At 72.7% G+C, this 21536-nt stretch carries 25 protein-coding genes; 12 read left to right on the top strand and 13 right to left on the bottom strand.

Annotated features, from left to right (window positions below):
- Positions 1-27 precede the first annotated feature (27 nt).
- Positions 28-453, bottom strand: coding sequence for an N-acetyltransferase (locus MTF65_RS25445; RefSeq protein WP_243631273.1), 426 nt, complete (start codon positions 451-453; stop codon positions 28-30).
- Between the two features lie 58 nt (positions 454-511).
- The gene (locus tag MTF65_RS25440; protein ID WP_243631383.1) at positions 512-1093 is read right to left on the bottom strand and encodes a Uma2 family endonuclease; all 582 of its coding nucleotides are present in this window, start codon (positions 1091-1093) and stop codon (positions 512-514) included.
- Positions 1094-1231: 138 nt separating this feature from the next.
- On the opposite strand from MTF65_RS25440, the gene MTF65_RS25435 reads away from it, so the two are divergent.
- Genes MTF65_RS25435 through MTF65_RS25425 form a run of 3 tightly spaced genes read left to right on the top strand, consistent with a single transcriptional unit; the run spans position 1232 to position 4025 of the window.
- Positions 1232-1840, top strand: coding sequence for a phosphoribosylanthranilate isomerase (locus MTF65_RS25435; protein WP_243631272.1), 609 nt, complete (start codon positions 1232-1234; stop codon positions 1838-1840).
- Positions 1747-2592: an SDR family NAD(P)-dependent oxidoreductase gene (locus MTF65_RS25430; RefSeq protein WP_374207297.1), complete on the top strand. Its 846-nt coding sequence runs from the start codon at positions 1747-1749 to the stop codon at positions 2590-2592. Before MTF65_RS25435 ends, MTF65_RS25430 begins: the two co-directional genes overlap by 94 nt.
- Before the next feature lie 44 nt (positions 2593-2636).
- On the top strand, positions 2637-4025 hold the full coding sequence (locus tag MTF65_RS25425; RefSeq protein WP_243631271.1) for a PQQ-binding-like beta-propeller repeat protein: 1389 nt from the start codon (positions 2637-2639) through the stop codon (positions 4023-4025).
- Here MTF65_RS25425 and MTF65_RS25420 read toward each other — a convergent pair.
- On the bottom strand, positions 4012-4266 hold the full coding sequence (locus MTF65_RS25420; protein ID WP_243631270.1) for a DUF397 domain-containing protein: 255 nt from the start codon (positions 4264-4266) through the stop codon (positions 4012-4014). The genes MTF65_RS25425 and MTF65_RS25420 overlap by 14 nt on opposite strands.
- Complete coding sequence (locus MTF65_RS25415; RefSeq protein WP_243631269.1) at positions 4250-5089, bottom strand: helix-turn-helix transcriptional regulator; 840 nt, start codon at positions 5087-5089, stop codon at positions 4250-4252. Before MTF65_RS25415 ends, MTF65_RS25420 begins: the two co-directional genes overlap by 17 nt.
- A 115-nt stretch (positions 5090-5204) precedes the next feature.
- On the opposite strand from MTF65_RS25415, the gene MTF65_RS25410 reads away from it, so the two are divergent.
- The 4 genes from MTF65_RS25410 (at position 5205) to MTF65_RS25395 (ending at position 7413) form a co-directional block, all read left to right on the top strand.
- Positions 5205-5423, top strand: a complete 219-nt coding sequence (locus tag MTF65_RS25410) for a hypothetical protein (protein WP_243631268.1) — start codon at positions 5205-5207, stop codon at positions 5421-5423.
- Positions 5424-5521: 98 nt separating this feature from the next.
- Positions 5522-6082: a hypothetical protein gene (locus MTF65_RS25405; protein WP_243631267.1), complete on the top strand. Its 561-nt coding sequence runs from the start codon at positions 5522-5524 to the stop codon at positions 6080-6082.
- A gap of 179 nt (positions 6083-6261) precedes the next feature.
- Positions 6262-6636: a hypothetical protein gene (locus MTF65_RS25400; protein WP_243631266.1), complete on the top strand. Its 375-nt coding sequence runs from the start codon at positions 6262-6264 to the stop codon at positions 6634-6636.
- A 249-nt stretch (positions 6637-6885) separates the two neighbouring features.
- Complete coding sequence (locus tag MTF65_RS25395; protein ID WP_243631265.1) at positions 6886-7413, top strand: hypothetical protein; 528 nt, start codon at positions 6886-6888, stop codon at positions 7411-7413.
- Positions 7414-7415: 2 nt separating this feature from the next.
- On the opposite strand, the gene MTF65_RS25390 is transcribed toward MTF65_RS25395, so the two are convergent.
- From MTF65_RS25390 to murQ, 3 genes are all read right to left on the bottom strand, one after another.
- The gene (locus MTF65_RS25390; RefSeq protein WP_243631264.1) at positions 7416-8039 is read right to left on the bottom strand and encodes a GNAT family N-acetyltransferase; all 624 of its coding nucleotides are present in this window, start codon (positions 8037-8039) and stop codon (positions 7416-7418) included.
- A 115-nt stretch (positions 8040-8154) separates the two neighbouring features.
- A complete protein-coding gene (locus MTF65_RS25385; protein ID WP_243631263.1) occupies positions 8155-9663 on the bottom strand; it encodes a PTS transporter subunit EIIC in 1509 nt (502 codons plus the stop codon).
- Between the two features lie 47 nt (positions 9664-9710).
- Positions 9711-10646, bottom strand: a complete 936-nt coding sequence (murQ, locus tag MTF65_RS25380) for an N-acetylmuramic acid 6-phosphate etherase (RefSeq protein WP_243631262.1) — start codon at positions 10644-10646, stop codon at positions 9711-9713.
- A gap of 560 nt (positions 10647-11206) precedes the next feature.
- Here murQ and MTF65_RS25375 point away from each other — a divergent pair.
- Both MTF65_RS25375 and MTF65_RS25370 read left to right on the top strand, forming a co-directional pair.
- Positions 11207-11584, top strand: a complete 378-nt coding sequence (locus MTF65_RS25375) for a hypothetical protein (protein WP_243631261.1) — start codon at positions 11207-11209, stop codon at positions 11582-11584.
- A gap of 7 nt (positions 11585-11591) precedes the next feature.
- Positions 11592-11861 (top strand): DUF4031 domain-containing protein, encoded by a 270-nt coding sequence (locus MTF65_RS25370; protein WP_243631260.1) that lies wholly within the window; start codon positions 11592-11594, stop codon positions 11859-11861.
- Between the two features lie 494 nt (positions 11862-12355).
- Here MTF65_RS25370 and MTF65_RS25365 read toward each other — a convergent pair whose 3' ends face one another.
- Both MTF65_RS25365 and MTF65_RS25360 read right to left on the bottom strand, forming a co-directional pair.
- Positions 12356-13594 (bottom strand): Cmx/CmrA family chloramphenicol efflux MFS transporter, encoded by a 1239-nt coding sequence (locus MTF65_RS25365; protein ID WP_243631381.1) that lies wholly within the window; start codon positions 13592-13594, stop codon positions 12356-12358.
- A gap of 136 nt (positions 13595-13730) precedes the next feature.
- Positions 13731-14471: a hypothetical protein gene (locus MTF65_RS25360; protein WP_243631259.1), complete on the bottom strand. Its 741-nt coding sequence runs from the start codon at positions 14469-14471 to the stop codon at positions 13731-13733.
- 115 nt (positions 14472-14586) lie between these two features.
- On the opposite strand from MTF65_RS25360, the gene MTF65_RS25355 reads away from it, so the two are divergent.
- Positions 14587-15273, top strand: a complete 687-nt coding sequence (locus MTF65_RS25355) for a copper homeostasis protein CutC (RefSeq protein ID WP_243631258.1) — start codon at positions 14587-14589, stop codon at positions 15271-15273.
- A gap of 210 nt (positions 15274-15483) precedes the next feature.
- Here MTF65_RS25355 and MTF65_RS25350 read toward each other — a convergent pair whose 3' ends face one another.
- Positions 15484-17574 carry an AAA family ATPase gene (locus MTF65_RS25350; protein WP_374207296.1) on the bottom strand — a complete coding sequence of 697 codons (2091 nt, stop codon included), beginning with the start codon at positions 17572-17574 and terminating at the stop codon, positions 15484-15486.
- Positions 17575-17920: 346 nt separating this feature from the next.
- Here MTF65_RS25350 and MTF65_RS25345 point away from each other — a divergent pair, with 346 nt between their 5' ends.
- Complete coding sequence (locus tag MTF65_RS25345; RefSeq protein WP_243631257.1) at positions 17921-18109, top strand: hypothetical protein; 189 nt, start codon at positions 17921-17923, stop codon at positions 18107-18109.
- A gap of 38 nt (positions 18110-18147) precedes the next feature.
- Here MTF65_RS25345 and MTF65_RS25340 read toward each other — a convergent pair whose 3' ends face one another.
- The gene (locus MTF65_RS25340) at positions 18148-18429 is read right to left on the bottom strand and encodes a hypothetical protein (RefSeq protein ID WP_243631256.1); all 282 of its coding nucleotides are present in this window, start codon (positions 18427-18429) and stop codon (positions 18148-18150) included.
- 32 nt (positions 18430-18461) lie between these two features.
- Complete coding sequence (locus MTF65_RS25335) at positions 18462-20102, bottom strand: DNA repair helicase XPB (protein ID WP_243631255.1); 1641 nt, start codon at positions 20100-20102, stop codon at positions 18462-18464.
- Positions 20103-20364: 262 nt separating this feature from the next.
- Between MTF65_RS25335 and MTF65_RS25330 the strand changes: the two genes are divergently transcribed.
- A complete protein-coding gene (locus tag MTF65_RS25330) occupies positions 20365-20844 on the top strand; it encodes an N-acetyltransferase (RefSeq protein ID WP_243631254.1) in 480 nt (159 codons plus the stop codon).
- A 36-nt stretch (positions 20845-20880) separates the two neighbouring features.
- On the opposite strand, the gene MTF65_RS25325 is transcribed toward MTF65_RS25330, so the two are convergent.
- Positions 20881-21519 (bottom strand): DUF4291 domain-containing protein, encoded by a 639-nt coding sequence (locus MTF65_RS25325; RefSeq protein ID WP_243631253.1) that lies wholly within the window; start codon positions 21517-21519, stop codon positions 20881-20883.
- Positions 21520-21536 lie beyond the last annotated feature (17 nt).

Raw genomic sequence — 21536 nt, 5'->3', positions numbered from 1 at the left:
GGTGTTCCCGGCGTTCCTGGCGTTCCGTCAGAGCCGCTTGAGGAAGTAGACGTCCTCGTGGCCGGCCGGGAATCCCGGGACGCGGGCGGTCTCCTCGTAGCCGTGGCGGGCGTAGAAGGCCGGGGCCTGGAAGGTGAAGGAGGACACGAGGATCGAGCGGCAGCCCCGCCGGCGGGCCTCCTCCTCGGCCGCCGCCAGCAGCTTCCCGCCCCAGCCGCCGCGCCGGCTGTCCTCGCGGACCCAGGTCATCTCGATGCCCGCGCGGTCGCCCCAGCTCCAGCCGCTGAGTCCGGCGACCAGCGCGCCGTCCGCGTCCGTGATCCGTACGGTGAACTCGGACTGCTCGTGCCCGGCCGTCGCCGCCAGGTTGAACGCGTCGAGCTCCTTGCTCAGCCGCGCGTCGAGTTCGGTGTCCGGGCCGCCTGTGGTGATGTCCACCCCGTTGTCGTCCATGCGGCCATTCTGCGGCGGCGACCCGGTACGACCGAACCGGTTTCCGAAGGCCGGGGCCTCAGCCTCCGAACCCGGAGGTGTCGAGCGTGAAGTCGAACGGCTCGGGGATGGGCAGGGCCTCTCCGAAGGCCACCGTTTTGCGGGAGCGGTACCCGTGCGGGGAAGGATCGGAGAAGCAGGTGATCTCCGAATCCCGCATGTCCACCACCAGATAGACCGGGACGAGCCGGCCGTACACGTCGAGCTTCTCGTTCCAGTCCGCGTCCTTCGTGGAGACGGACGTGAACTCGCCCACCAGGGACAGTGCCTCGCCGTCCGCGTGACGGCCTTCCTCGTCGAAGGCGGACTCGTCCGCGACGTACAGGTCCGGTCCGTAGCCGCGCTCCGCCGCCGGGAACTGGAAGAGGAAGGGGGAGGTATCCGCGAAGTGTCCCGTGGGAACGTGGGCCTGCAGCTGCTCACGCAGTACACGCATGGGACGGGAGTAGCGCAGCTTGGACCACGGTGACACGACGATCTTCCCCCGGATGAGCTCGGCCTTGAAGCCGTCAGGCGTGTTCATCTCCTCGACGGTGCGCAGGAGGCTCTCGAATGTCGGCGGCGACAGGGGCGCCTCTATGGGTGTGGCCCGCTCGGTCATGATCGTCACCGTCGTCCTCCGGATGGCATGCTGTGCCCTGAATGTGTGCCTCGTCCCAGGCTAATGGCGGGTGGGCTCCCGTGCCTGACTGATGGGGCGTATCGCCGGGAATCGCTCCGGGTTTGGTTGACTGCTGGTATGACGGACGGGACGAGCGTGTTCATCAAGATCTGCGGGCTCAAGACGGCCCACGACGTCGACGTGGCCGTGGCGGCCGGGGCCGATGCCGTCGGGTTCGTCTTCGCGCCCGGCAGCCCGCGGACCATCGGGGCCGCCGAGGCGCGGGAGCTGGCCGCGAGGGTGCCGGCCGGGGTGCTGACCGTCGGGGTGTTCCGCGGGCAGTCCGTCGAGGAGGTCCGGCGACTGACCGAGGAGAGCGGCGTACGCGGGGTGCAGCTGCACGGCGAGGAGGGCCCCGAGGACTTCGCGGCGCTGCGCGCCGAGGGCCGGACGCTGCTGCGGGCCACCGCCGAGCACGCTGAGCGCTGCGGGGAGTACGGGGAGGACCTGCTGCTGATCGACGCCCCGGAGCCGGGCTCCGGCAAGCCGTGGAACTGGGGGTCCGCGGAGTTCACCGCGCCGGAGGGCCGCTGGCTGCTGGCGGGCGGGCTCACGCCGGGGAACGTGCGGGAGGCCGTCGGGACGACCGGGGCGTGGGGCGTGGACGTGTCCAGCGGGGTGGAGCGGGAACGCGGCGTGAAGTCGCCCGAGCTGATCCGCGCCTTCATCGAGGCCGCCAGGGGGTAGCCGGCAATTCAGGTGGCAGCCGCGGCATCGGCCGGGCCGTCGCCGAGCGGCTCGCGGCGGACGGCGTGACCGTCGTGCTGACCTACGCGAACGACGAGAAGGCCGCCCGCCGCACGGTGGAGCGGATCGGCGAGAACGGCGGCCGGGCCCACGCGCTCCGGGCGGAGCTCGGCCGGCACGGGGACGCCGCCGCGCTCTGGGAGACGTACGACGCGCTGGGGCTGGGCGGAGTCGACATCCTCGTCAACAACGCCGGGATCGGCCTGCCCGCCCCCCTCGGCTCGGTCTCCGAGGAGGGCTTCGACCGGGTCTTCGCCGTCAACGTCCGGGCCCCCTTCTTCCTGGTCCAGGAAGGCCTCGGCCTCGGCCGGCTGCGCGACGGCGGCCGGATCGTCAACGTCTCCAGCGGCGCCGCACGGATCGCCATGCCCGACGGGATCGCGTACGGGCCCACCAAGGCGGCCCTCGACATCCTGACCCTGAACCTCGCGAAGGTGCTCGGCCCGCGCGGCATCACCGTCAACTCGGTCGCGCCCGGAATCGTCGACACCGATGTCAACGCCGGCTGGCTGCGCGACAACGCCGAGGCGCAGGCGTACGCGGCCTCGCTGGCGGCGCTCGGCCGGGTGGGCAATCCCGAGGACGTCGCCGACGTCGCCGACGTCGCCGACATCGTCGGCTTCCTCGCCTCCGACGCGGCGCGCCGGGTCACGGGCCGCGTCGTGGACGCCACGGGCGGCGCGGGCCTCTGACACGCACGCGACGGCGCGGCCGTTACCCTGCGGCTGGGGGGATCATGGAACAGCCGACACCGCCGCGCGGGCGGATCACCGCGCACCTGTCGCTCGTGCTCGCCTCGGCCCTGGCCGGCGTGGTGGTGCTGTACGGAGTACTCACCGCGAAACTGGCGCTCGACGCCCATGCCCACGCCCACGGTTGGCCGCGGGGTCTGGGATGGCTGCTGATGGTCCTGCCGCTGCTCGCGATCGCCACGGTGGCGGCGGGCACCCGGTCGGCAGCGTCTGGGCCGCGCGTCACCCGCTTCGGCGGGCCGGCCAAGGCCGTCGCCGTTCTCGTCGCGCTGGCCGCCCTGTGGCCGGGCTGGCTGGGCTTCGAGTGGATGCGCGGCCCGCACGCGTACGCCTGGACCTGGTACGCGCCCGACCGGCCGGCCACCGCCCGCCCGCTCGACGCCTGGTCGCTCGGGCCGACGGGCATGGTCCGGGCCAGGTCGGACGCCCTGTTCCTCTTCAACGGCGAGGGCCGCTCCGGTGGCACCCTGCGCGCCCCGGAGGGCACTTCGGTCTGCGCGCTGAGCCGCACCACGCCCGCGTTCACGGGACTCGTCGCGTACGGGCGGGACGCGGCGGGCGCGTGCGGGGCCCGGGTCGAGGCCGTGGACCTGCGGTCCTCGGGCGGGCGTCTGTGGGGCCGGGACCTGTCCCCGGCCGGCGGAGTCCCGCCGGTCGCCGTGGACGGTACGGCGGTGGTGCTGGACGAAGCCGCCCTGCTCGGCCTCGACCTGACCTCGGGCACCGAACGCTGGCGCGCCCCACTCGGTACGGACTGCCGCGTCACGGCCCTCGACGGGGCCGACGGCCGGATCCTGGCGGTGGCGGACTGCGCGGGCCGCCCCCGCCTGCGGGCGCTCGACGCGGTGACGGGCCGCGCCCTCTGGGAGAGCCCGCTGGCCGGCACCGGCCGGGTGCTGTCCGTGCGCCCGGCCGCCGTTCAGGTCCCGGACGGCTCGGTACTGCTCTTCGACGACACCGGCCGGCCCCGCGGCTCGGTGGCGGGCCTGCCGACGCAGCCGACCCCGCTGGCCGTCGGCGGGCTGCTGATCGCGTCCGGGCAGGGCAAGAAGCCGGGCCTGTCGGCGTACTCGCTGACCGACGGCCGGCGCGTCTGGCACGCGGGGCTCGACGGCCACGACGTACGGGGGATCGCGCCGGGCCGGGCGGGCGGGGTCGATGTGGTGACCTCGGACCGCTGGTGGACGTACCTCTGGCACCTGAACGGCGACTCGGGCGCGCCCGGGCAGCGGCCGACCGTCCTGCGCGACGTGCCGCTGGGCCGCCGCTTCGAGGTATACGCGGACCAGCCCGCCGGCTACACGTTCGTCAACCTGGACGAGGGCGGCCGGCTGCCGGTCTACTTCTCGGTCAGGCCGGTCATAGGGTGGTGACGAACGCCGCCCAGGCGGGGCCGTTGAAGGTGAGGTGCGGGCCGTCCGGGACCTTGGAGTCGCGGACGGGGACGAGGTTGGGGTGGCCGTCGGCTACTTCGAGGCAGTCGCCGCCGCTGCCGCCGCTGTGGGTGGACTTCCGCCAGGTGGCCATCTCCAGGCAGTCGCCGCCAGTGCCATCGCTATAGCTGGACTTGTGCCATATGGCTTCCGACAGATCGCGCTCAGGCGTGCTGGTCATGTTCGTAATCCTCCGCCACCGATTCGATCAAGGCCAGGGACTTGCGCGGTGACAGCGCGTTGGCCGTGAGGAGATCGTAGGTCAGCGAGTGCCGAGCGACCGTGGCCGGATCGTCCAACAGCACTCCTATCGCGTTGCCTTGAACGTAGGCGAGCGGGGGAGCGTCCTCAAAGGTCAGCAGTTTCAGCGTGCCGCCCATTGATGAGTGGGCGCCTGCGCTGAACGGTAGTACCTGGACGACGATCCGGCAGGCGCGGATGAGAGTGACGATGTGCCGCAGGGCCTCCGCCATCACCATCCTTCCGCCCACAACCCGCCGAAGAACGCTCTCGTCCAACACGCACCACAGCATGGGCGTTGTTGGATGCGTGAGCAGGGCGGCTCGGTCCAGCCGGTTCCTCACCAGTTCGTCGATGACGTCTGCTGTCGCGGTCGGTTGGTACGCGCGAAAGACCTCTCGCGCATACGCCTCCGGCTGGAGCATCCCAGGTAGTGCCAGAGGCGAGTATTCCCGGATGGTCAGGGCTTCGGCCTCAGCCTCGGCCGCTGCGGCGAAGTGGTCGGGGTATTTGGACTTGGCCAGGGCTCCACAGTTGCGAGCGAAGAAGCCGTCCGTTTGGAGGATTTTGTCTAGCTGGCGTGCGATGTCGAGGTGCATGCGCCGCGTGCCTGCTTCGAACTGGCCGATGTAGGCGCCGCTCACGAAGAGCAACTCACCCAGCCGGGCCTGGGTGAGGCCGGCGCGTTCGCGCGCCACGCGTAGTTCTGCGCCGAGGAGGGCGCGGGGTGAGGAGGAGGGGTCGAGGTTCTTGGGTGCTGGCATGACAACTCCTGTTGCAACGGCACTTGTTGCTGTACCTGCCTGCTTGAAAGGCTAGCGACGATGTCGCCACGCTGTGTGTCGAACCTGAACACGCAGCGTAGAAAGGTGACATGTCATGGTGCTCACGCCACAGGAGCGGATGGAGGCGGCCGAGGGGGCCGTGCAGCAGTTGAAGGAAGCACTGACCGGGGTGGGGGTGGTCTTTCCGTCCCTGGGGGTGGACGGGGTGTCGGCCGCCGGTACGTACGGGCTGCCTCTCGTGGACCTCGGCCGCTGCAACCTGGACACGGCGCTCCGGCTGGCCGCCGTACTCCACGAGCGGGAGCGCGCGTGAGCGAGGCGGTCGCGGCGGCGGAGTTCGGGTTCGAACTCGGGTGGAAGCTGCGTGGTTTGGATACGGCCCTTGTCGGTGGCGGGTGGAAGCGTGGGGACATGGGACTTTCCGTGCGCGTGCAGCGCGATGAGGGCAGTGGGCTGTGGACCGCCGTCGGGGACGACGGTGAGCGACGCGAGACGAGGTCGGCCGACACGGCGGACGAGGCGACCGCGCTGGTGCACGAGGCCTTCGGGTTGAGGGCCTGGCGGCCGCAGCCGCCTCCGCCGCCGGGATGGCAGCGGTTCACGCTGATCCACTGCCCGGTGGAGGAGTATCCGCAGTTCGGTGATCCACGCTACGACGGGCTCAAGGCGGAGCCGCCGGAGGGCTGCGTGGTCGAGGACGTCGGCGGGTACTTCGGGCTGCGCTGCGAGCGGCCGGGTGCGCGGCTGCTGGATGCGGTCGCGGACCTGTGCGGCGAGATCCGGACCGAGCACGGGCTGCTCATGACCGATCTCGGCATCGAGAAGCTGTGGGAGTGGTCGTCGGACGGCACGGACGGCTGGGGCGCGGAGATCGTGGGCCAGCTGCTGCTGATGGCCGCCGAGCGCGGCCCGAAACTCGGCTACAGCGTGGACGACCTGGTCCGCTTCCTGCGGGCGGCTGCCGGAGCGTGAACCTCAGTGCCGCTTTCTCCCTCCTCGCAACGGCCGGGGCCGACCAGCGGGGTGAATGCTTCCGCTGGTGCCGGGGCGAACGGGTGAAACGGCCGCCGCACCCCGCGATGACGGCGTCCGCGGTGCGTTGCCCTACTTCCAGGAGTCCCGCGCGAACCACCCGACGGGAGAAGCCGATCATGTCCATGCATACGCTGAGGCGACGGATGTCCGCCCTCGGAGCCGTCCTCGGGCTGAGCATCGCCCTGCCGCTCACCACCGGGGCCACCCCGGCATATGCCCAGGCCCAAATGAGCGTGACGAAGTCCCACGAGGGGAACTTCGTCCGTGGAGGGCAGGGGACCTACCACTTCGAGTTCATCAACACCGGCGACGCCGCAACCACCGGCACAGTGCGCATCACGGACCAGTATCCGCAGGGACTCACGTTCGCTGCGGTCAACAACGTTGAGGCAAGCATTGGCACCAGTGTTGACTGCCCGGACATCACCAGTCAACAACACCGTCACCCTCAGTGGTGGGCCCGAGGACGGAATCCTGACCTCTGCGAATGACCCAACCCGCATCACCGGCGACACTTGCCCCAACGGGGTCAACGCGCCCTGACAGAGCAGCTGACTGCCCCTCAGGCCCGGCAGGCGTCCGTCGGACAACCGCCTCACCATCCCATCTGGCATGCGGGTGAGAACCGAACCCGTCCGGACCTGTCCGACGCGACACGTGGGCGGTCGGCCGGACAGGCTGGACTTCCGTCCGCGGGATGGGCGTGGATACGCGGTCCCGCCTCACCGATGGGAGCACCCATGCGCGGTCATCTCACGCGCGCCGTCACGAAGGCCTGCCTCGTTCTGGCCATGCTGGGCCTGGTCATCCCCACAACCACAACCACGGCCGCCGCCCAGCGCGCACAGGTCCTCCACCGACAGACCGTGGTGCTGCCCCTCAGCGGCACGTTCAGAACTTTCGGCTCGGAACCGATCGACGTCACCGGCAGTATCCGCGTCAGGGTCGTCACCGAGACCGAGCCGGGCGGCGGCGGCACCGCCCGCGTGACCAGCACCTTGCTCCGCACCACTGGCATCGGCCAGGTCAGCGGCGACACCTACCGCCTCGTCGGCAGCGACACCGACGTGGTCGCCTTCCCGCCGGGCCCGATCAGCCCGCTTACCTTCCGCCCGACCTTCTACAACATCTTTCCGCCGGACCCCATCATTCCGATCGTCCCGCCCCATCCCATCCAGCCCGTCATTGTCCGCGTCACGCTCGCACCGGACGGCGCCATCGACGGCATCGGCGCACAGATCGACCCGGGCACGGTCGATAACCCCTGACCTTACGGCGCCGAGGCGGTTGCCGCAGGGGGCGCGAGGTCCTCGGGGTCGGTGCGCAGGCGGGCGTGGAGGTGTTCGTCGTGCCAGCCGTCCGCGTGGAGGAGGGCGCCGCGCATGGTGCCTTCCAGTGGGAAGCCGGCCTTCGTCGCGATGGCGCAGGAGGCCGGGTTGGCCACGGAGTGGGTGATGCGCAGGCGGTGCAGGCCCACGTCCTCGAAGGCCCAGCGGCGGATCCGGTCCGTGGCCTTCACCGTGATCCCGCTGCCGCGCCCGGCGGGTAGCAACCAGTAGAGGAACTCGCCGCTGCCGTCCCGTAGATCGAGGTCGGCCAGGCCGATCAGGCCGACGGCCGGGCCTCCGGTGGCGGGGGCGACGGCCCAGATCCCGGCCTCCTCGGTCTGCCAGAGGCCGTGCCAGCGGGCGATCCGGTCTTCGGCCTCGGCCAGGGTGAGCCGGCCCGGGCGGTTCCAGTGCTGGATCTCCGGGTCGCGGCCGGCCTCGACCAGCGCGGGGGCGTCGTCCACGGTCCAGGGACGCAGGTGCATCCCGCCGGGGAGGGCGAACTCCGGCTGCGGGACAGCGCTCATCCGGCCGGCCGGGACCACCGGGGGTATCGCTTCGGTCATCGGTGGATCATGTCTGACAGGTGCGGAAACGGGCCAGGGGTTTTGGGGCGGTGACGGCTGCGGCGGGGAGCTTCATGCGTCCGGCCTCCCCGCCCGCCGGGGGTTACGCCAGGGGTTAGGCCAGGGCCGGTTCCTTGTCCGGGTCGGTCGTCGGTGTCGCCGAGGTCGGGACGGGGTCGGTGTTGAGGTCCGTCAGCATGGGGCCGGTGAAGCCGAAGAAGTAGGTCGCGGCGAAGCCCGCCAGGTATCCGACCGCCAGGCCGCCGGCGTAGATCGCGAGGGTGGGGCCCATTCCGGACTTGCCGTCCAGCAGCGGGAACAGGGCCCAGCCCGACGGGCCGATGGCCGTCGAGCCGAAGGCCACGCCCAGCTGGTTGAACAGGCCCACGAACGCCCCGCCCGCCGCGCCGCCGACGCAGGCGGTGACGAAGGGGCGGCCCAGCGGAAGCGAGACCCCGTAGATCAGGGGTTCGCCGACGCCCAGGAACCCGGCCGGGAGCGCCGACTTGATGGTCGTACGGAGGGAACGGTTGTGCGGGAGGCGGCAGTAGACGGCGATCGCGGCGCCGACCTGGCCCGCGCCCGCCATGGCGAGGATGGGGAGGAGGACGGTGTAGCCGTTCTGCTCGATCAGGGTGGTGTGGATGGGGATCAGGGCCTGGTGCAGGCCCAGCATGACGAGCGGGAGGAAGAGGCCGCCCAGGACCAGGCCCGCGAGGGCGCCGCCGTTGGCGAGGAGCCAGGTGGCGGAGCTGCCGATGGCGGCGGAGACCTCACCGGCGACGAACATCAGACCGAAGAGGGTGACCAGGCCGGAGACCAGGACGGTGACGGTGGGGGTGACCAGCGCGTCCACGGCCTCCGGGACCCACTTGCGGCACAGCCTCTCGACGCGGACCGCGAGGTACGCGGCCGCCAGCGCGCCCAGGACGCCGCCCTGGCCGGGGGAGAGGTGCTGGCCGAAGGCGTCGATCTTCGCGACGCCGGGGAAGACGATGACGGCGGCGACCGCGCCGCCGAGGATCGGCGTGCCGCCGAACTCCTTGGCGGTGTTGTAGCCGACGAAGACGGCGATGAGTGACATGAACCCCGAGGCCATGGCCGCGAGCGCGGGGACGACGGCCGGCAGCCAGCCCGTGTTGGCGAGGACGCCGCCGAGGCCGGCGATGATGCCGCAGCCGATCAGCGCCGGGATCAGCGGGACGAAGATGTTCGCGACGCGGCGCAGGAACAGCTTGACGGGGGTGGCGTTGCGGGCCTTCCGGGCCTCCTTCAACGCGGCGCCCCGGTCGGCGAGTTCCTCCGCCGTGACGGAGTGCGAGGGCGTGGGCGTGGGCGGGGGCGAGGTTGGGGGCGTCGGCGAGCGGTGCTCCGCCACCAGTGCCTCGAACTCGGGCGTGACGCGGGCGACGGTGCCCGGGCCCAGCACGATCTGGTAGGTCTCGTCGTCCACGACGCCCATGACCGCGGGGACGGCCTTGAGCGCCTCGTCCTGGACCAGCGAGCGGTCGCGCAGGCCGATGCGCAGGCGGGTCATGCAGTGCGCGATGGAGGTGATGTTGTCCGGGCCGCCGACCAGCGGAAGGATCGCGGCGGCGGTGGCGCGGTTCTTGTCAGGGGCCATGGTGGTCTCTCGCCTTGCGTGGGGGGTCAGGGGTCAGGGGCCAGGGGTCAGGTGGTGGTGGCGCTCTTGGCGGCGAGGGCGGCGCGCAGGTGGCCCTGTGAGGTGCTGAGCAGCTCGGCCGCGGTGGGGGCGTCCACGCCCGCGAGGATGACGAGGATGGCGTTCTTGACCTCGCCGCCGGTGGCGGTGAGCGCGGTCTCGATCTCGGCGTCGGGCGCGCCGGTCGCCAGTGCGACGATGCGGCGGGAGCGGGCGCGCAGCTTCTCGTTGGAGGCGCGCAGGTCGACCATCAGATTTCCGTACGTCTTGCCGAGGCGGATCATCGTGATGGTCGAGATCAGGTTGAGCACCAGCTTCTGCGCGGTACCGGCCTTCAGGCGGGTGGACCCGGTCAGCAGCTCGGGGCCGGTCACCACCTCGATGCCGTGCTCGGCGGCCGCGGCGAGCGCGGAGCCGGGGTTGCAGGAGAGGCCGACGGTGAGCGCGCCGCGCGTACGGGCGTACTCGACCGCGCCGATCGCGTACGGGGTGCGGCCGGAGGCGGAGATGCCGATGACGGTGTCGTCGGCGGTCAGCGCGAGCGCGGCGAGGTCCGCGGCGGCCAGCTCCTTGGAGTCCTCGGCGCCTTCGACGGCCTTGAGCATGGCGGAGGGGCCGCCCGCGATCAGGCCGATGACCTGGGCCGGGTCGGTGTTGAAGGTGGGCGGGCACTCGCTGGCGTCGAGTACGCCGATGCGCCCGGCCGTGCCGGCGCCCGCGTGGATCAGGCGGCCGCCGCGTGTCATGCGGGGGGCGATCGCGTCGATGGCGACGGCGATCTGCGGCAGCCGGGCGGCTACGGCGGCCGGGACGGTGGCGTCCTCGGCGTTCATGGTGCGGGCGATGTCGAGGGTGGACAGCCGGTCGATGTCGGCCAGTTCGGGCCGGTGGGCCTCGGTGGCCAGGGTGTCCAGCTGGGCGCGGAGTTCGGCGTACGCGGTCATGTGGGGCGGGCTCCTGGCGGCTGGTGCCGGGTGGCGGCGGCGGTGAGGGCGATGCGCAGCAGTTTCCGCGCGCGGTCGGGGCCGGTGGGGGAGGACGCGCCGACGCGGTGCGTGTCGGGGTACGGGGGCGCTGGCGCTGGCGATGACGGTTGGCGCCCGTCGTGGCGCCCAGCGCTCGTCGTGCCGCCCGCGCCCGCGCTCGTGCTTGCGGTGGCGGTGGCGGTGGCGTCCGTGCCCACGCCTGCTCTCGCGGTGGCGCCCGTGCCCGTGCTCCCGTTGCCCGTTGCCCGTGCCCGTGCCCGTGCTCGCGCTCGTGCCCGTGCTCGCGCTCGTGCCCGTGCTCGCGCTCGTGCCCGTGCTCGCGCTCGTGCCCGTGCTCTCGCGGTGGCGGTGGCGGTGGCGCTCGCGTCCGCGTCCGCGTCCTCGGTAGCGCTAGCGGTGGGCTCACGGTGGGCTGGCGCTCGCGGTTGCGGCGGTGGGGTGGGCGGGGCGCGGGGCGGGTCGTGTGGGGCGGGAAGAGGGTCTTCGCCACTTGGGCCCCGCGGGTTCACAATGTGGTCATGGACCACGCGACCCCCCTGGAACAGGCGCTGCATGCCGCCCGCGCCCTTGTCCTCGCCGATCTCGTCGCGGGCGAGGTCGCCGAGGCCGATGTCGTCTCCCTCGTCGAGGACTCGGTCACGCACCGCCGGTGGTGGGTGGAGCAGTGGCCGGAGGGGGTCGACTACCTCGCCGGACTCGTCGCCCAGGACGTACAGGACGCGCTGCTGGAGAAGTACGGCCGCTGGCCGCTGTGCCCGGTCTGCTCGCACGGCGACCCGCACGCGCTGGACGTGGAGCCGGAGCTGGGACCCGACCCGCACTGGGTGTGCGCCAAGGTCGGGGTCAAGGTCGCCGCGGTGGGCGGCCTCGGCCCGGTCCTCGGCCTCGGCAGGTGAGCCGCCGGTGACGCTCTACATCGACCCGCCGACCTGGCCGGGCCATGGCCGCATGTGGTCGCACCTGGTCAGCGACGTGTCGTACGAGGAGCTCCACGCGTTCGCGGCGGGCATCGGCTGCCCGCCCCGGGCGTTCGAACGGGACCACTACGACGTACCGGAGCAGCGCTACGCGGACGCGGTGGCGGCGGGGGCGGTGCAGATCGGCAGCAAGGAGCTGGTCCGCCGCATCACGGCAGCGGGCCTACGCCGCCCGAAGGGCCGCCCGGCGGCGTAGGGGCCTGGCCTGGGTCGGGCCGGGCCGGGTTGTCAGCGGCTGCCGCAGGGGCACTGCTTCGCGGTCGGACCGCCCCCCGGCCCCGGCCCCGTCCCCGGCCGCAGCTGTGCGGCGAGGGTTCGGGCACTCTGCCCGCGGTCGACCGGCGGCGGGGACCTCCGGCCCCGGCTGCGGCTATGCGGCGGGGGTTGCGGGGCGGGTCAGTGGGCCGCTCTGCCTCGCGGTCGGACCGGGGCCGGCGGAGACCTCCGGCCCCGGCCGGCCGCGCGGCGGGTCAGCGGGGCGCCGCACGGCGGCGTGTCTGTAAGCACTTCCGTGGGGACCACGGTTCCAAGGTGTTGTGGTACCACCCTCGAACCGGTAGCCGACGACTCACCCGAGGCTCCGACGGCCTCTTCTCGCAGGTCACGCCTGTGCATCAGCCCACCACAAACAGCGGCGGGATCCCCGGCCCCGGCCCCGGCCCTGGCCCCAGCTCCGGCCCGCGCAGCAGGTCAGCGGGGTGCCGAGGCCGGGGCGGGGGTGGGGAGCTGGTTCGGGACGGGTGTGGGCTGCGAGGACGTCACGACGCGGGTCGCGCGGGGCGGGGTGCGGCGGTCCAGGCGGAGGGCGATCACCGCGAGGGCGATCGCGGTGACGGTCATGGCCGCGCCCGCCCAGGCGGTGGCGGCGAAGCCGTACCCCGCGTCGATGACGGTGCCGCCGAGCCACGGCCCGCCCGTGTTGCCCAGGTTGAACGCGGCCGTCGTGGTGGCCCCGGCCAGGGTCGGGGCGGCGCCCGCCACGTTGAACATGCGGGCGTTGAGGGCGGGCGCCGTGAAGAACGCCGAGAACCCGATCAGGAACGAGAGGCCGATCGCCGCCGCGGCGGCCGACGCCAGCAGGGCCAGTGCCAGGAGGAACACCGTCGACGCGGTGATGCCCCACAGCATCACGCCGAACAGGTGCGCGTCGGCGACCCGGCCACCGACCGTGGTGCCGACCAGCGCGCCCACCCCGAACAGGCCCAGGATCCACGGCACCCAGCCGGAGTCCAGCCCGGCCACGTCCGTGAGCAGCGGCGACAGGTAGCTGAACGCGCAGAACACGCCACCCGCGGCCAGCGCGGTGATGCCGATGGCCAGCCAGACCTGCCGGTCGCGGTAGATCCGCAGCTCCCGGCCCAGGGACGGCTTCTCGGCGGGCAGCGGGATCTTCGGGATCAGCGTGAGGATGCCGACGAGGGCGACCGCCGAGGCCGCGCCGACCGACCAGAACGCCGAGCGCCAGCCGAGGTGCTCGCCGAGGAACGCGCCGGCGGGGACGCCGAGGACGTTGGCGATCGACAGGCCGCCGATCATGACGGCCATCGCGCGGGCCCGCGCGTCCACCGGGACCATGGCGATCGCGACGGCCGCGCCCACCGCCCAGAAGCCCGCGCAGGCGAGGGCCGAGACGATCCGGGAGGCGAAGAGGAGCTCGTAGGACGGGGCCAGCGCGCCCGCGATCTGCCCGAGGCCGAAGAGGCTGATGAGGGAGACGAGGGTGGTGCGGCGGGGGAGCCGCAGGGTGGCCACGGCCAGCAGCGGCGCGCCGACGACCATGCCGATGGCGAAGGCGGATATCAGCAGGCCCGCCTGCGGAATGGTGACGTTCATGTCCTCGGCGATGGGCGGCAGGAGCCCGGAGAGCATGAATTCGCTGGTTCCGAGGGCGAAGACCGAGAGGCCGAGAACGTAGACCGCGACGGGCATACGGGAGCGGGAGCGGGAGTGGGAGTCGGCGCGGGCGCGGGCAGCACGGGGACGTTCTTCGGCGGCTGAGGGCATGACTCTCACCAACCGCCGTGAACGTGATCGCATTCCCGGGCGAATGTGTCAGGCAAATCTGTCAGGTGAGTGAATCCTGCCCGGTGGGAGCCGCGAGCTCCTTGAGTTCGGTGGCGAGGTTGCGGCGAGCCGGGGCTTCCCAGTGCGCCGTGCCGTACGGCGTGCGGAACAGCCTGGGCAGGTCCAGCAGCTGGCGCAGCACGGCCGCGCGCCCGGCGCGGAAGGCGTCGTCGGGCACGAATCCGTACTCGGCGCGGACGGCGGCGGCGTACGCGGCGTACGCGTCCGGCTCGCCGGCCAGGACGGCGAGGTCGGCGTCGCAGAGGACCTCGCCGTTGGTGTCGCCGGGGGCGGGGTCGTGCGTGACGGTGAGCCGGACCAGCCGCGCTACCTCGGCGGTGCGGGCCGGGCCGATGCCGAGCTCGGGCAGGGCGCGCTCGGCGAGGGCGGCGCTGCGTTCCTCGTTCTCGGAGCGGTCGGGCCGGTAGACGGCGTCGTGGAACCAGGCGGCGAGCTCGACGGCGGCGGGGTCCTCGGCGTGGTCGGCCAGTACGTCTATCCGCGCGAGGACGTCGGCCAGGTGCGCGGTGGTGTGGTACCGGCGCTGGGGTTCCGCCCAGGCGGCGAGGAGCCGGTCGGCGTACGGGGCGGGGTCCCGGTCGGCGGCGGCGCCGGCGGCGGCGGTGGCGGTCGCGTGCCAGCGGGCGCGGAGCCGCGCGGTGTCGTGGAACGGCGTGGCGTCGGGGAACGGCGCGGTGTCGGGGAGCCGCGCGGCGTCGGGGCGGTGCGGGTCGGTGTCCATGAGCACATTGTGCGGGTGGCGTGATTGCGCTGGTGATGGGCGGGCGCGGGCCCGTACTCTGATATTGGACTAGACCTATTTTCCGTATGAGCAGCTTTCCGAAGGATGGGATCGAATGAGCAACCGTGCGCTCCTGGAGGTGATCGCCCTCGACGTGGAGGACGCGGTCGCGGCCCAGGCCGGCGGGGCGGACCGCCTTGAACTGGTCACCGACATGGCCGCCGACGGGCTCACCCCGCCGCGCGAGACCTTCGCGGCGATCAGGGCGGCCGTGGACATCCCGCTGCGCGTGATGCTCCGCAGGACGGACGGGTTCGCGGCGGGGCCCGTGGAGCTGCTGGTCGAGGAGGCGCGGGCGCTGCGCGCGGAGGGGGCGCGGGAGTTCGTCCTCGGGTTCCTGAACCCGGACGGTACGCCGGACCTGGCGGCGGTCGAGGCGATCGTCGCCGAGCTGGGGGGTTGCCCCTGGACCTTCCACCGGGCGATCGACCGGGCGGCGGACCGGGACGGCCTGCGCAAAGCGCTGGCGGACCTGCCGGGGCTCGACGCGTACCTGACGGCCGGGTCGGCGGACGGGGTGGACGCCGGGCTGCCGGTCCTGGTGGCGGAGGCGGCGCGGCGGGGCGAGCCGGGGTACGAGGCGCGGATCCTGGTCGGGGGCGGGCTGGCGCTGTCGCACCTGCCGGTGCTGCGCGGGGCCGGGATCGACGCGTTCCACATCGGCGGCGCGGCCCGTCCCTCCGGGTGGGGCGGGCCGGTCTCCCCCGCCGCGGTCGCGGACTGGCGGGCCGCGCTGGCCTGACCCTGCGGGCCGGCTGCCGGGGCTCCGCCCCGGACCCCGCGCCTCAAACGCCGGCGAGGCTGGAATTGCCCTGCGGGCAATCCAGCCTCGCCACGCGACGGCATCAGCCAAATCCAGCCCCGCCGGCGTTTGAGGCGCGGGGCCTGGGGCGGAGCCCCAGCAACGGCGCCGCAGGTCAGGCGGGCAGCGCCCCGGCAGCGGACCCGCAGGTCAGGTGGCCAGCGCCGACGGGAGTGGGGTCGCGTGGAGGGCTGTCAGGCCGGAGACGGCGCGGGTGAGGCAGACGTACAGGCGGCGCAGGCCGGTGCGTTCGTCGGGTTCGCCCGAGACGATGGCGGCGGGCTCGTCGAGCACCACGTAGTCGTACTCCAGACCCTTCGCCAGCGACGCCGGCACCAGCGTCAGCCGGGACTCCGCCGTCGTCTCCTCGCCCGGTGAGAGGTACGGCAGGCCCGCCGTGAGCAGGGCGTCCGCCAGCTCCGGGATGCGCGCGTCCGCCGCGATCAGGCCGATCGAGCCCTCGTGGCCGAGGGAGGTGCGGCAGGCCTCGACCACCGAGGCGGTGAGGTCGGCGGTCGGTGAGACGACCAGGGAGCCCGGGGTCTCGCGGACCGAGGAGACCGGGGCCAGGCCCGGGGAGATCGCCGGCAGCAGCCGCGAGGCGTACGCGATCACCTCGCGCGGCACGCGGAAGCCCGCCGTCAGCTCCTCCAGGACCGCCTCCGGCTTGCCCAGATGCCGCAGCGCCTCGTCCCAGCTGCGCGTGGCCCACGGTGTGGTCCCCTGCGCGAGGTCGCCGAGCACCGTCGCCGAGCCCGTGGTGCAGCGTCGGCCCACCGCCCGGTACTGCATCGGGGAGAGGTCCTGCGCCTCGTCGAGCACGACGTGGCCGAGCGAATGCGTGCGCTCCACCAGATCGGCGGCCTCGTCGATCAGCACCAGGTCCGCCGCCGACCACTGCGCCGCCTTCACGCTCCGGAACGGCTTCTGCCAGAGGAGGAGTTTCTGTTCGTCCTCCGACAGGACGTCCGCCGCGTGCTCGGCGAGGAAGGACGGGTCGGAGAGGAGGCGCAGGACCAGCTTCGCCGGTTCTACGGGCGGCCAGATCGCCTTCACCGCCGCCTTCACCGCCGCGTTGCGGGCCACCGCGTCCTGGACCCGGTCGTCGGGGGCCTCGCCCGCCTGCTCCATGCGGACCAGCACCGCGTGCGCGATCCGCTGCGGCAGCGCGTCGCGGGCCGCGCCGTAGCGGATCTCGCGGTTCTGGAGCTCCTCGACGATCTCCGCGAGCTCGTACGCCGGGATCCGCCACCGGCGCGAACCACGGACCACCATCAGCGGCTCGGTGGGCGGTGTGACGTGCGAGCGGACCGCGCGGCGCAGCACCCGCGCCATCCGTGCGTCGCCCTTGACGACGGCGGTTTCGGCCTGGTCGGTGCCGCGTACCTCCAGGCCCGCGCGGGCCACGAGGTCCTCGACGGTGGCCTGCTTGACCTCCAGCTCACCCAGGGCGGGCAGGACCTGCTCGATGTAGTGCAGGAAGGAACGGTTCGGTCCGATGACGAGCGTGCCCGTGCGGGCGAGGCGGTCGCGGTGGGCGTACAGCAGGTACGCGACCCGGTGCAGGCCGACCGCCGTCTTGCCGGTGCCGGGGCCGCCCTGGACGCAGACGGAGCCGGACAGGCCGGAGCGGACGATCTCGTCCTGCTCGGGCTGGATCGTCGCGACGATGTCCCGCATGGGACCGACGCGCGGGCGCTCGATCTCCTGCTGGAGCAGCTTGCTGACGGCGGCGCTCTCTGTCGGGTCGCTGAGGTGCTCGTCCTCGTACGCGGTGAGCTCGCCGCCGGTGTAGCCGAAGCGGCGGCGCAGCGCGATGTCCTGGGGGTCGGCCTTGGAGGCCCGGTAGAACGGCTGGGAGACGGGCGCCCGCCAGTCGATCACCATCGGGTCGCCGTCGGCGTCGTGGACATGACGACGGCCGATATAGAACTGCTCGCCCTCCGCGCCCTCGGCCAGCTCCGCGCCCGGGGCGTGCAGGTAGTTCAGGCGGCCGAAGAAGAGCGGGGTGTGGGACAGGTCGGCGAGTGCCTTGATGCGGTCGTCGATCTGGGCCTGGAGAACGATCGCGTTGACCCAGTTCGCGGTGACGTCGCGGATGTCGAGGGCCTCGACGTCCTCACGCATGGCGCGGAGCGCGGAGCGGGAGGCGGTGAGGTGCGAGCGCTCGCGGCCGAGCGGGTCGGCGGCGGAAGCGGTGTCTGCGGAAGCGGTGTCTGGATCGGGGGCGTGCGCGGGCACGGAACGGCCTCCAGCTGCTGGTCTGCGTGGCGGAAGCCCGCCGATTGCTGTCCGGCGGGCGGCTCTCCCCGAGGAGCGACGGGAGGCGGGCAAGAGCGGAGATTCTAGTCACCGGGGCGGGGCGGCGCGAGCGGATTTCCCTGCGGGGAACCGGGGCGGGGCGGGACCTCCGTACGGGTGTCTCGGTACCGCCGTACGGGTTACGCGCGCGCTGTCATACCTGAGGGTGTCAAACCTGGGGCAGGGGCCCTAGGGGGCGGCATGGGCCGGGAGGAGGACACGGGAGGCCCCGGAGTTCAGCCCCGGGAGGGATGTGAGATCCGGGGAGGAAACGCACCATGGGTACATGAGCACCGCAACCCTCAACCCGATCCGAGGCGGTCGCCCGGCTGGCGCCACCGCCACTTCCTCCGACTACCGTCCCCGCCACCGTGTGGGTGACCTGCTGCGCGCTGCGAAGGTCTTCGCGGGCGCCGCTCTGAGCGTCGTCGTCCTGGGCGAATACGCCGAGGACGCGGGCGTCATACGCCGCTGACCCGGCCCGTCCGGGTCCTCCCGCGGGCGTCGGCCGACTCACCCCTCCGGGAGGAGGATGTCCGCGTCGTCGAAGACCCGCAGGACCACGAGCAGAAGACGCCCGCGCGACACCATGTACTCGGCCACGATCTGTGAGGTGAGCCGGATTTCACGGTCCTGCTCGCCGGCTCCTATCGGCCGTGACAGCTCGGTGTACGGATCGCGGGCCAGGATGTCGAGCGCCTTGTCGAAGGAGGCGCGGCGCGCGGGTTCCAGCCGGTCACGCTCGCATCCAGCCGACTCCGTGAAGAGGACCTCGTAGATCTCCTGGTGCGGCATGCGGCCAGCGTAGTGCTCGGGCGCGGGGTCCGTCACTCGCCGGTCAGCAGCTGGTCGGCGTCCATGATCCGGTAGGCGTAGCCCTGTTCGGCCAGGAAGCGCTGGCGGTGGGCGGCGAAGTCCTGGTCGATCGTGTCGCGCGCGACGACCGAGTAGAACCGGGCCTCGTGGCCGTCCGCCTTCGGGCGCAGAACGCGGCCCAGGCGCTGGGCCTCCTCCTGGCGGGAGCCGAAGGTGCCGGACACCTGGATGGCGACGGTGGCCTCCGGCAGGTCGATCGAGAAGTTCGCGACCTTCGACACGACCAGCACGCTGATCTCGCCCTCGCGGAAGGCGTCGAAGAGCTTCTCCCGCTGCGCGTTGGAGGTCTCGCCCTTGATGACCGGCGCGTTCAGGTGCTCGCCGAGCTCGTCGAGCTGATCGATGTACTGCCCGATGACCAGGGTCTGCTCGCCCTTGTGCTTGCGTACGAGCGCCTCGGTGACCTTCCGCTTGGTGGCGGTGGTCGCGCAGTAGCGGTACTTCTCCTCGGTCTCGGCGGTCGCGTACGCCAGCCGCTCGCTCTCGGTGAGGTTCACGCGGACCTCGACACAGTCGGCGGGGGCGATGTAGCCCTGCGCCTCGATCTCCTTCCACGGCGCGTCGAACCGCTTCGGGCCGATGAGGGAGAACACGTCGGACTCGCGGCCGTCCTCACGGACCAGGGTCGCGGTCAGTCCGAGCCGGCGGCGGGCCTGGAGGTCGGCGGTGAACTTGAAGACCGGCGCCGGCAGCAGGTGCACCTCGTCGTAGAGGATCAGGCCCCAGTCGCGGGAGTCGAAGAGCTCCAGGTGCGGGTAGACACCCTTCCGCTTCGTCGTCAGGACCTGGTACGTGGCGATCGTGACGGGCCGGATCTCCTTGCGCGTGCCGGAGTACTCGCCGATCTCCTCCTCCGTCAGCGACGTCCGCTTGACCAGCTCGTGCTTCCACTGCCGGGCCGAGACGGTGTTCGTGACCAGGATCAGCGTCGTCGCCTTGGCCTTCGCCATGGCCCCGGCGCCGACCAGGGTCTTTCCGGCGCCGCAGGGCAGCACGACCACGCCGGAGCCGCCGTGCCAGAAGCCCTCGACGGCCTGCTGCTGGTACGGGCGCAGCGCCCAGCCGTCCTCGACGAGGTCGATCGCGTGCGCCTCGCCGTCCACGTACCCGGCGAGGTCCTCGGCCGGCCAGCCCAGCTTCAGCAGGGTCTGCTTGATCTGGCCGCGCTCGGAGGGGTGCACGGCGACGGTGTCGGGGTCGAGGCGGGCGCCGACCAGCGGGGCGATCCGCTTGGACCGCAGGATCTCCTCCAGGACCGGCCGGTCGGTGCTGGTCAGGACCAGTCCGTGGACGGGGTGCTTGGAGAGGGTGAGGCGGCCGTAGCGGGCCATGGTCTCGGCGACGTCGACGAGCAGCGCGTGCGGGACGGGATAACGGGAGTACTCGACGAGCGCGTCCACGACCTGCTCGGCGTCGTGCCCGGCGGCCCGGGCGTTCCACAGGCCCAGCGGGGTGATCCGGTAGGTGTGGATGTGCTCGGGCGCCCGCTCCAGCTCGGCGAAGGGCGCGATGGCCCGGCGCGCGGCTCCGGCGAGCTCGTGATCGACCTCCAGGAGGAGGGTTTTGTCGCTCTGGACGATCAGGCAGGACACACATACCTCCGGGGTTGGGATCGTCCTTTGACAGACAGCGCACCCGCCGTGGCCCGGGCCGTGCCCGACGCCCCGAAGGCGTCCCGGCCGACCACGTCAGACGTTTACGCGAAACAGAAGAGTCTACCGCGCCCGGGCTTCGGCGGACGGGCTGCGAGGCCGACAGGCCCGAGGGGCCCGGCGGGCGTCCCACGGCGGGCACGGCGGGCGTCCCGGCGCTGATGGGCTGACTCCGGCCCCGGGTGGCCCGTAGGGTCGGGGCATGAGTGATCAACACGCTTTCGTACCGGCCGATTTCGACGTTCCGCTCGGGCTGGAGGGGGACGGGTTCCGGCTGGAGCCGCTCGGAGAGGAGCACAACGCGCGGGATCTCGCCGCCTGGGGCGGGAGCATCGCGCACGTGCGGGCGACGCCCGGGTTCCAGGGCTGGGACTGGCCGCCGGCCGAGGGGATGTCGGCGCGGGACAACCTCCGCGATCTGGCCCGGCATGCGGCGGACTTCGCCGCGCGGCGCGGGTTCACCTACACCGTCCTGGGCGGCGAGGGCGGCGAGGGCAGCGACGAGGTCATCGGGTGCCTCTACATCTACCCCGCCAAGGAAGAGCCGGGGCGGGTCCGCGTCAGGTCGTGGGTACGGGCCGACCGGGCCGCGCTGGACGCGCCGCTGTACGAGGCGGTCAGCGGCTGGCTGCGCGAGGCGTGGCCCTTCGAGGGCGAGCGGATCGACTACGCGCCCAGGTAGGTCGTGGGCATGAGGCCGTAGGCCCGGCCCGAGGGTCTACGCGCCCAGGTGCGGCAGCGGGCCCGAGGGGTACGGGGTCTCCACCGGGAGCAGGGCGCGCGCCGCGTCCTGCTCCCCGGCCCGGAGCAGGCCGTGGATCTCCCGGGCCAGCGGGGTGACATCGCGGATGGACACCGTCCACTCGTCCGCGTAGGCCCGCGAGGCCGGCCCCGACAGGCCCAGCTGGAGCGAGCGGTACGGCAGCGGGTTCAGGTGCGGATCGCGCTCCGGGTCCCACTGCACCCGGGCGGGCGCCTCGCGCAGTGCCCGCTGCCAGGAGGCCCGGTCGGCGTGCGTACCGCGCTCGAAGTGCGACAGGCAGGCGTGGCGCAGCGCGTGGTCGAAGCCCTCGCGGGTGATCTCGATCGCCAGCACCGTCTCCTGGCCGTCCTTGGTCGCCCAGCCGCTGCGGTACATCATCCACAGGAACGACGGCTTGATCCACGTCATCCGCTCCCGCTTCCAGGCGGGCGGAAAGCGGCCGTCGCGCGCCGCCGGCACTCCCAGCCGGGGGGAGTAGGCCTGGTACACCGTGACGGTGGTGTCGGTGTGGGCCGCGCGGACACGGCGGTTCGGCTCGGTTGCCGAGTCGGTTGCCGGCTCGCTTGCCGGGTCGGTTGTCGGGTCGGATGACATGGGCCCAGCGTGCGGCC

Source organism: Streptomyces sp. APSN-46.1 (assembly GCF_022815725.1).
In the GTDB taxonomy this organism is placed as follows: Bacteria; Actinomycetota; Actinomycetes; order Streptomycetales; family Streptomycetaceae; genus Streptomyces.
The sequence above is the reverse complement of the archived record's forward strand: the minus strand, read 5'-3'. Positions and strand labels throughout refer to the sequence as shown.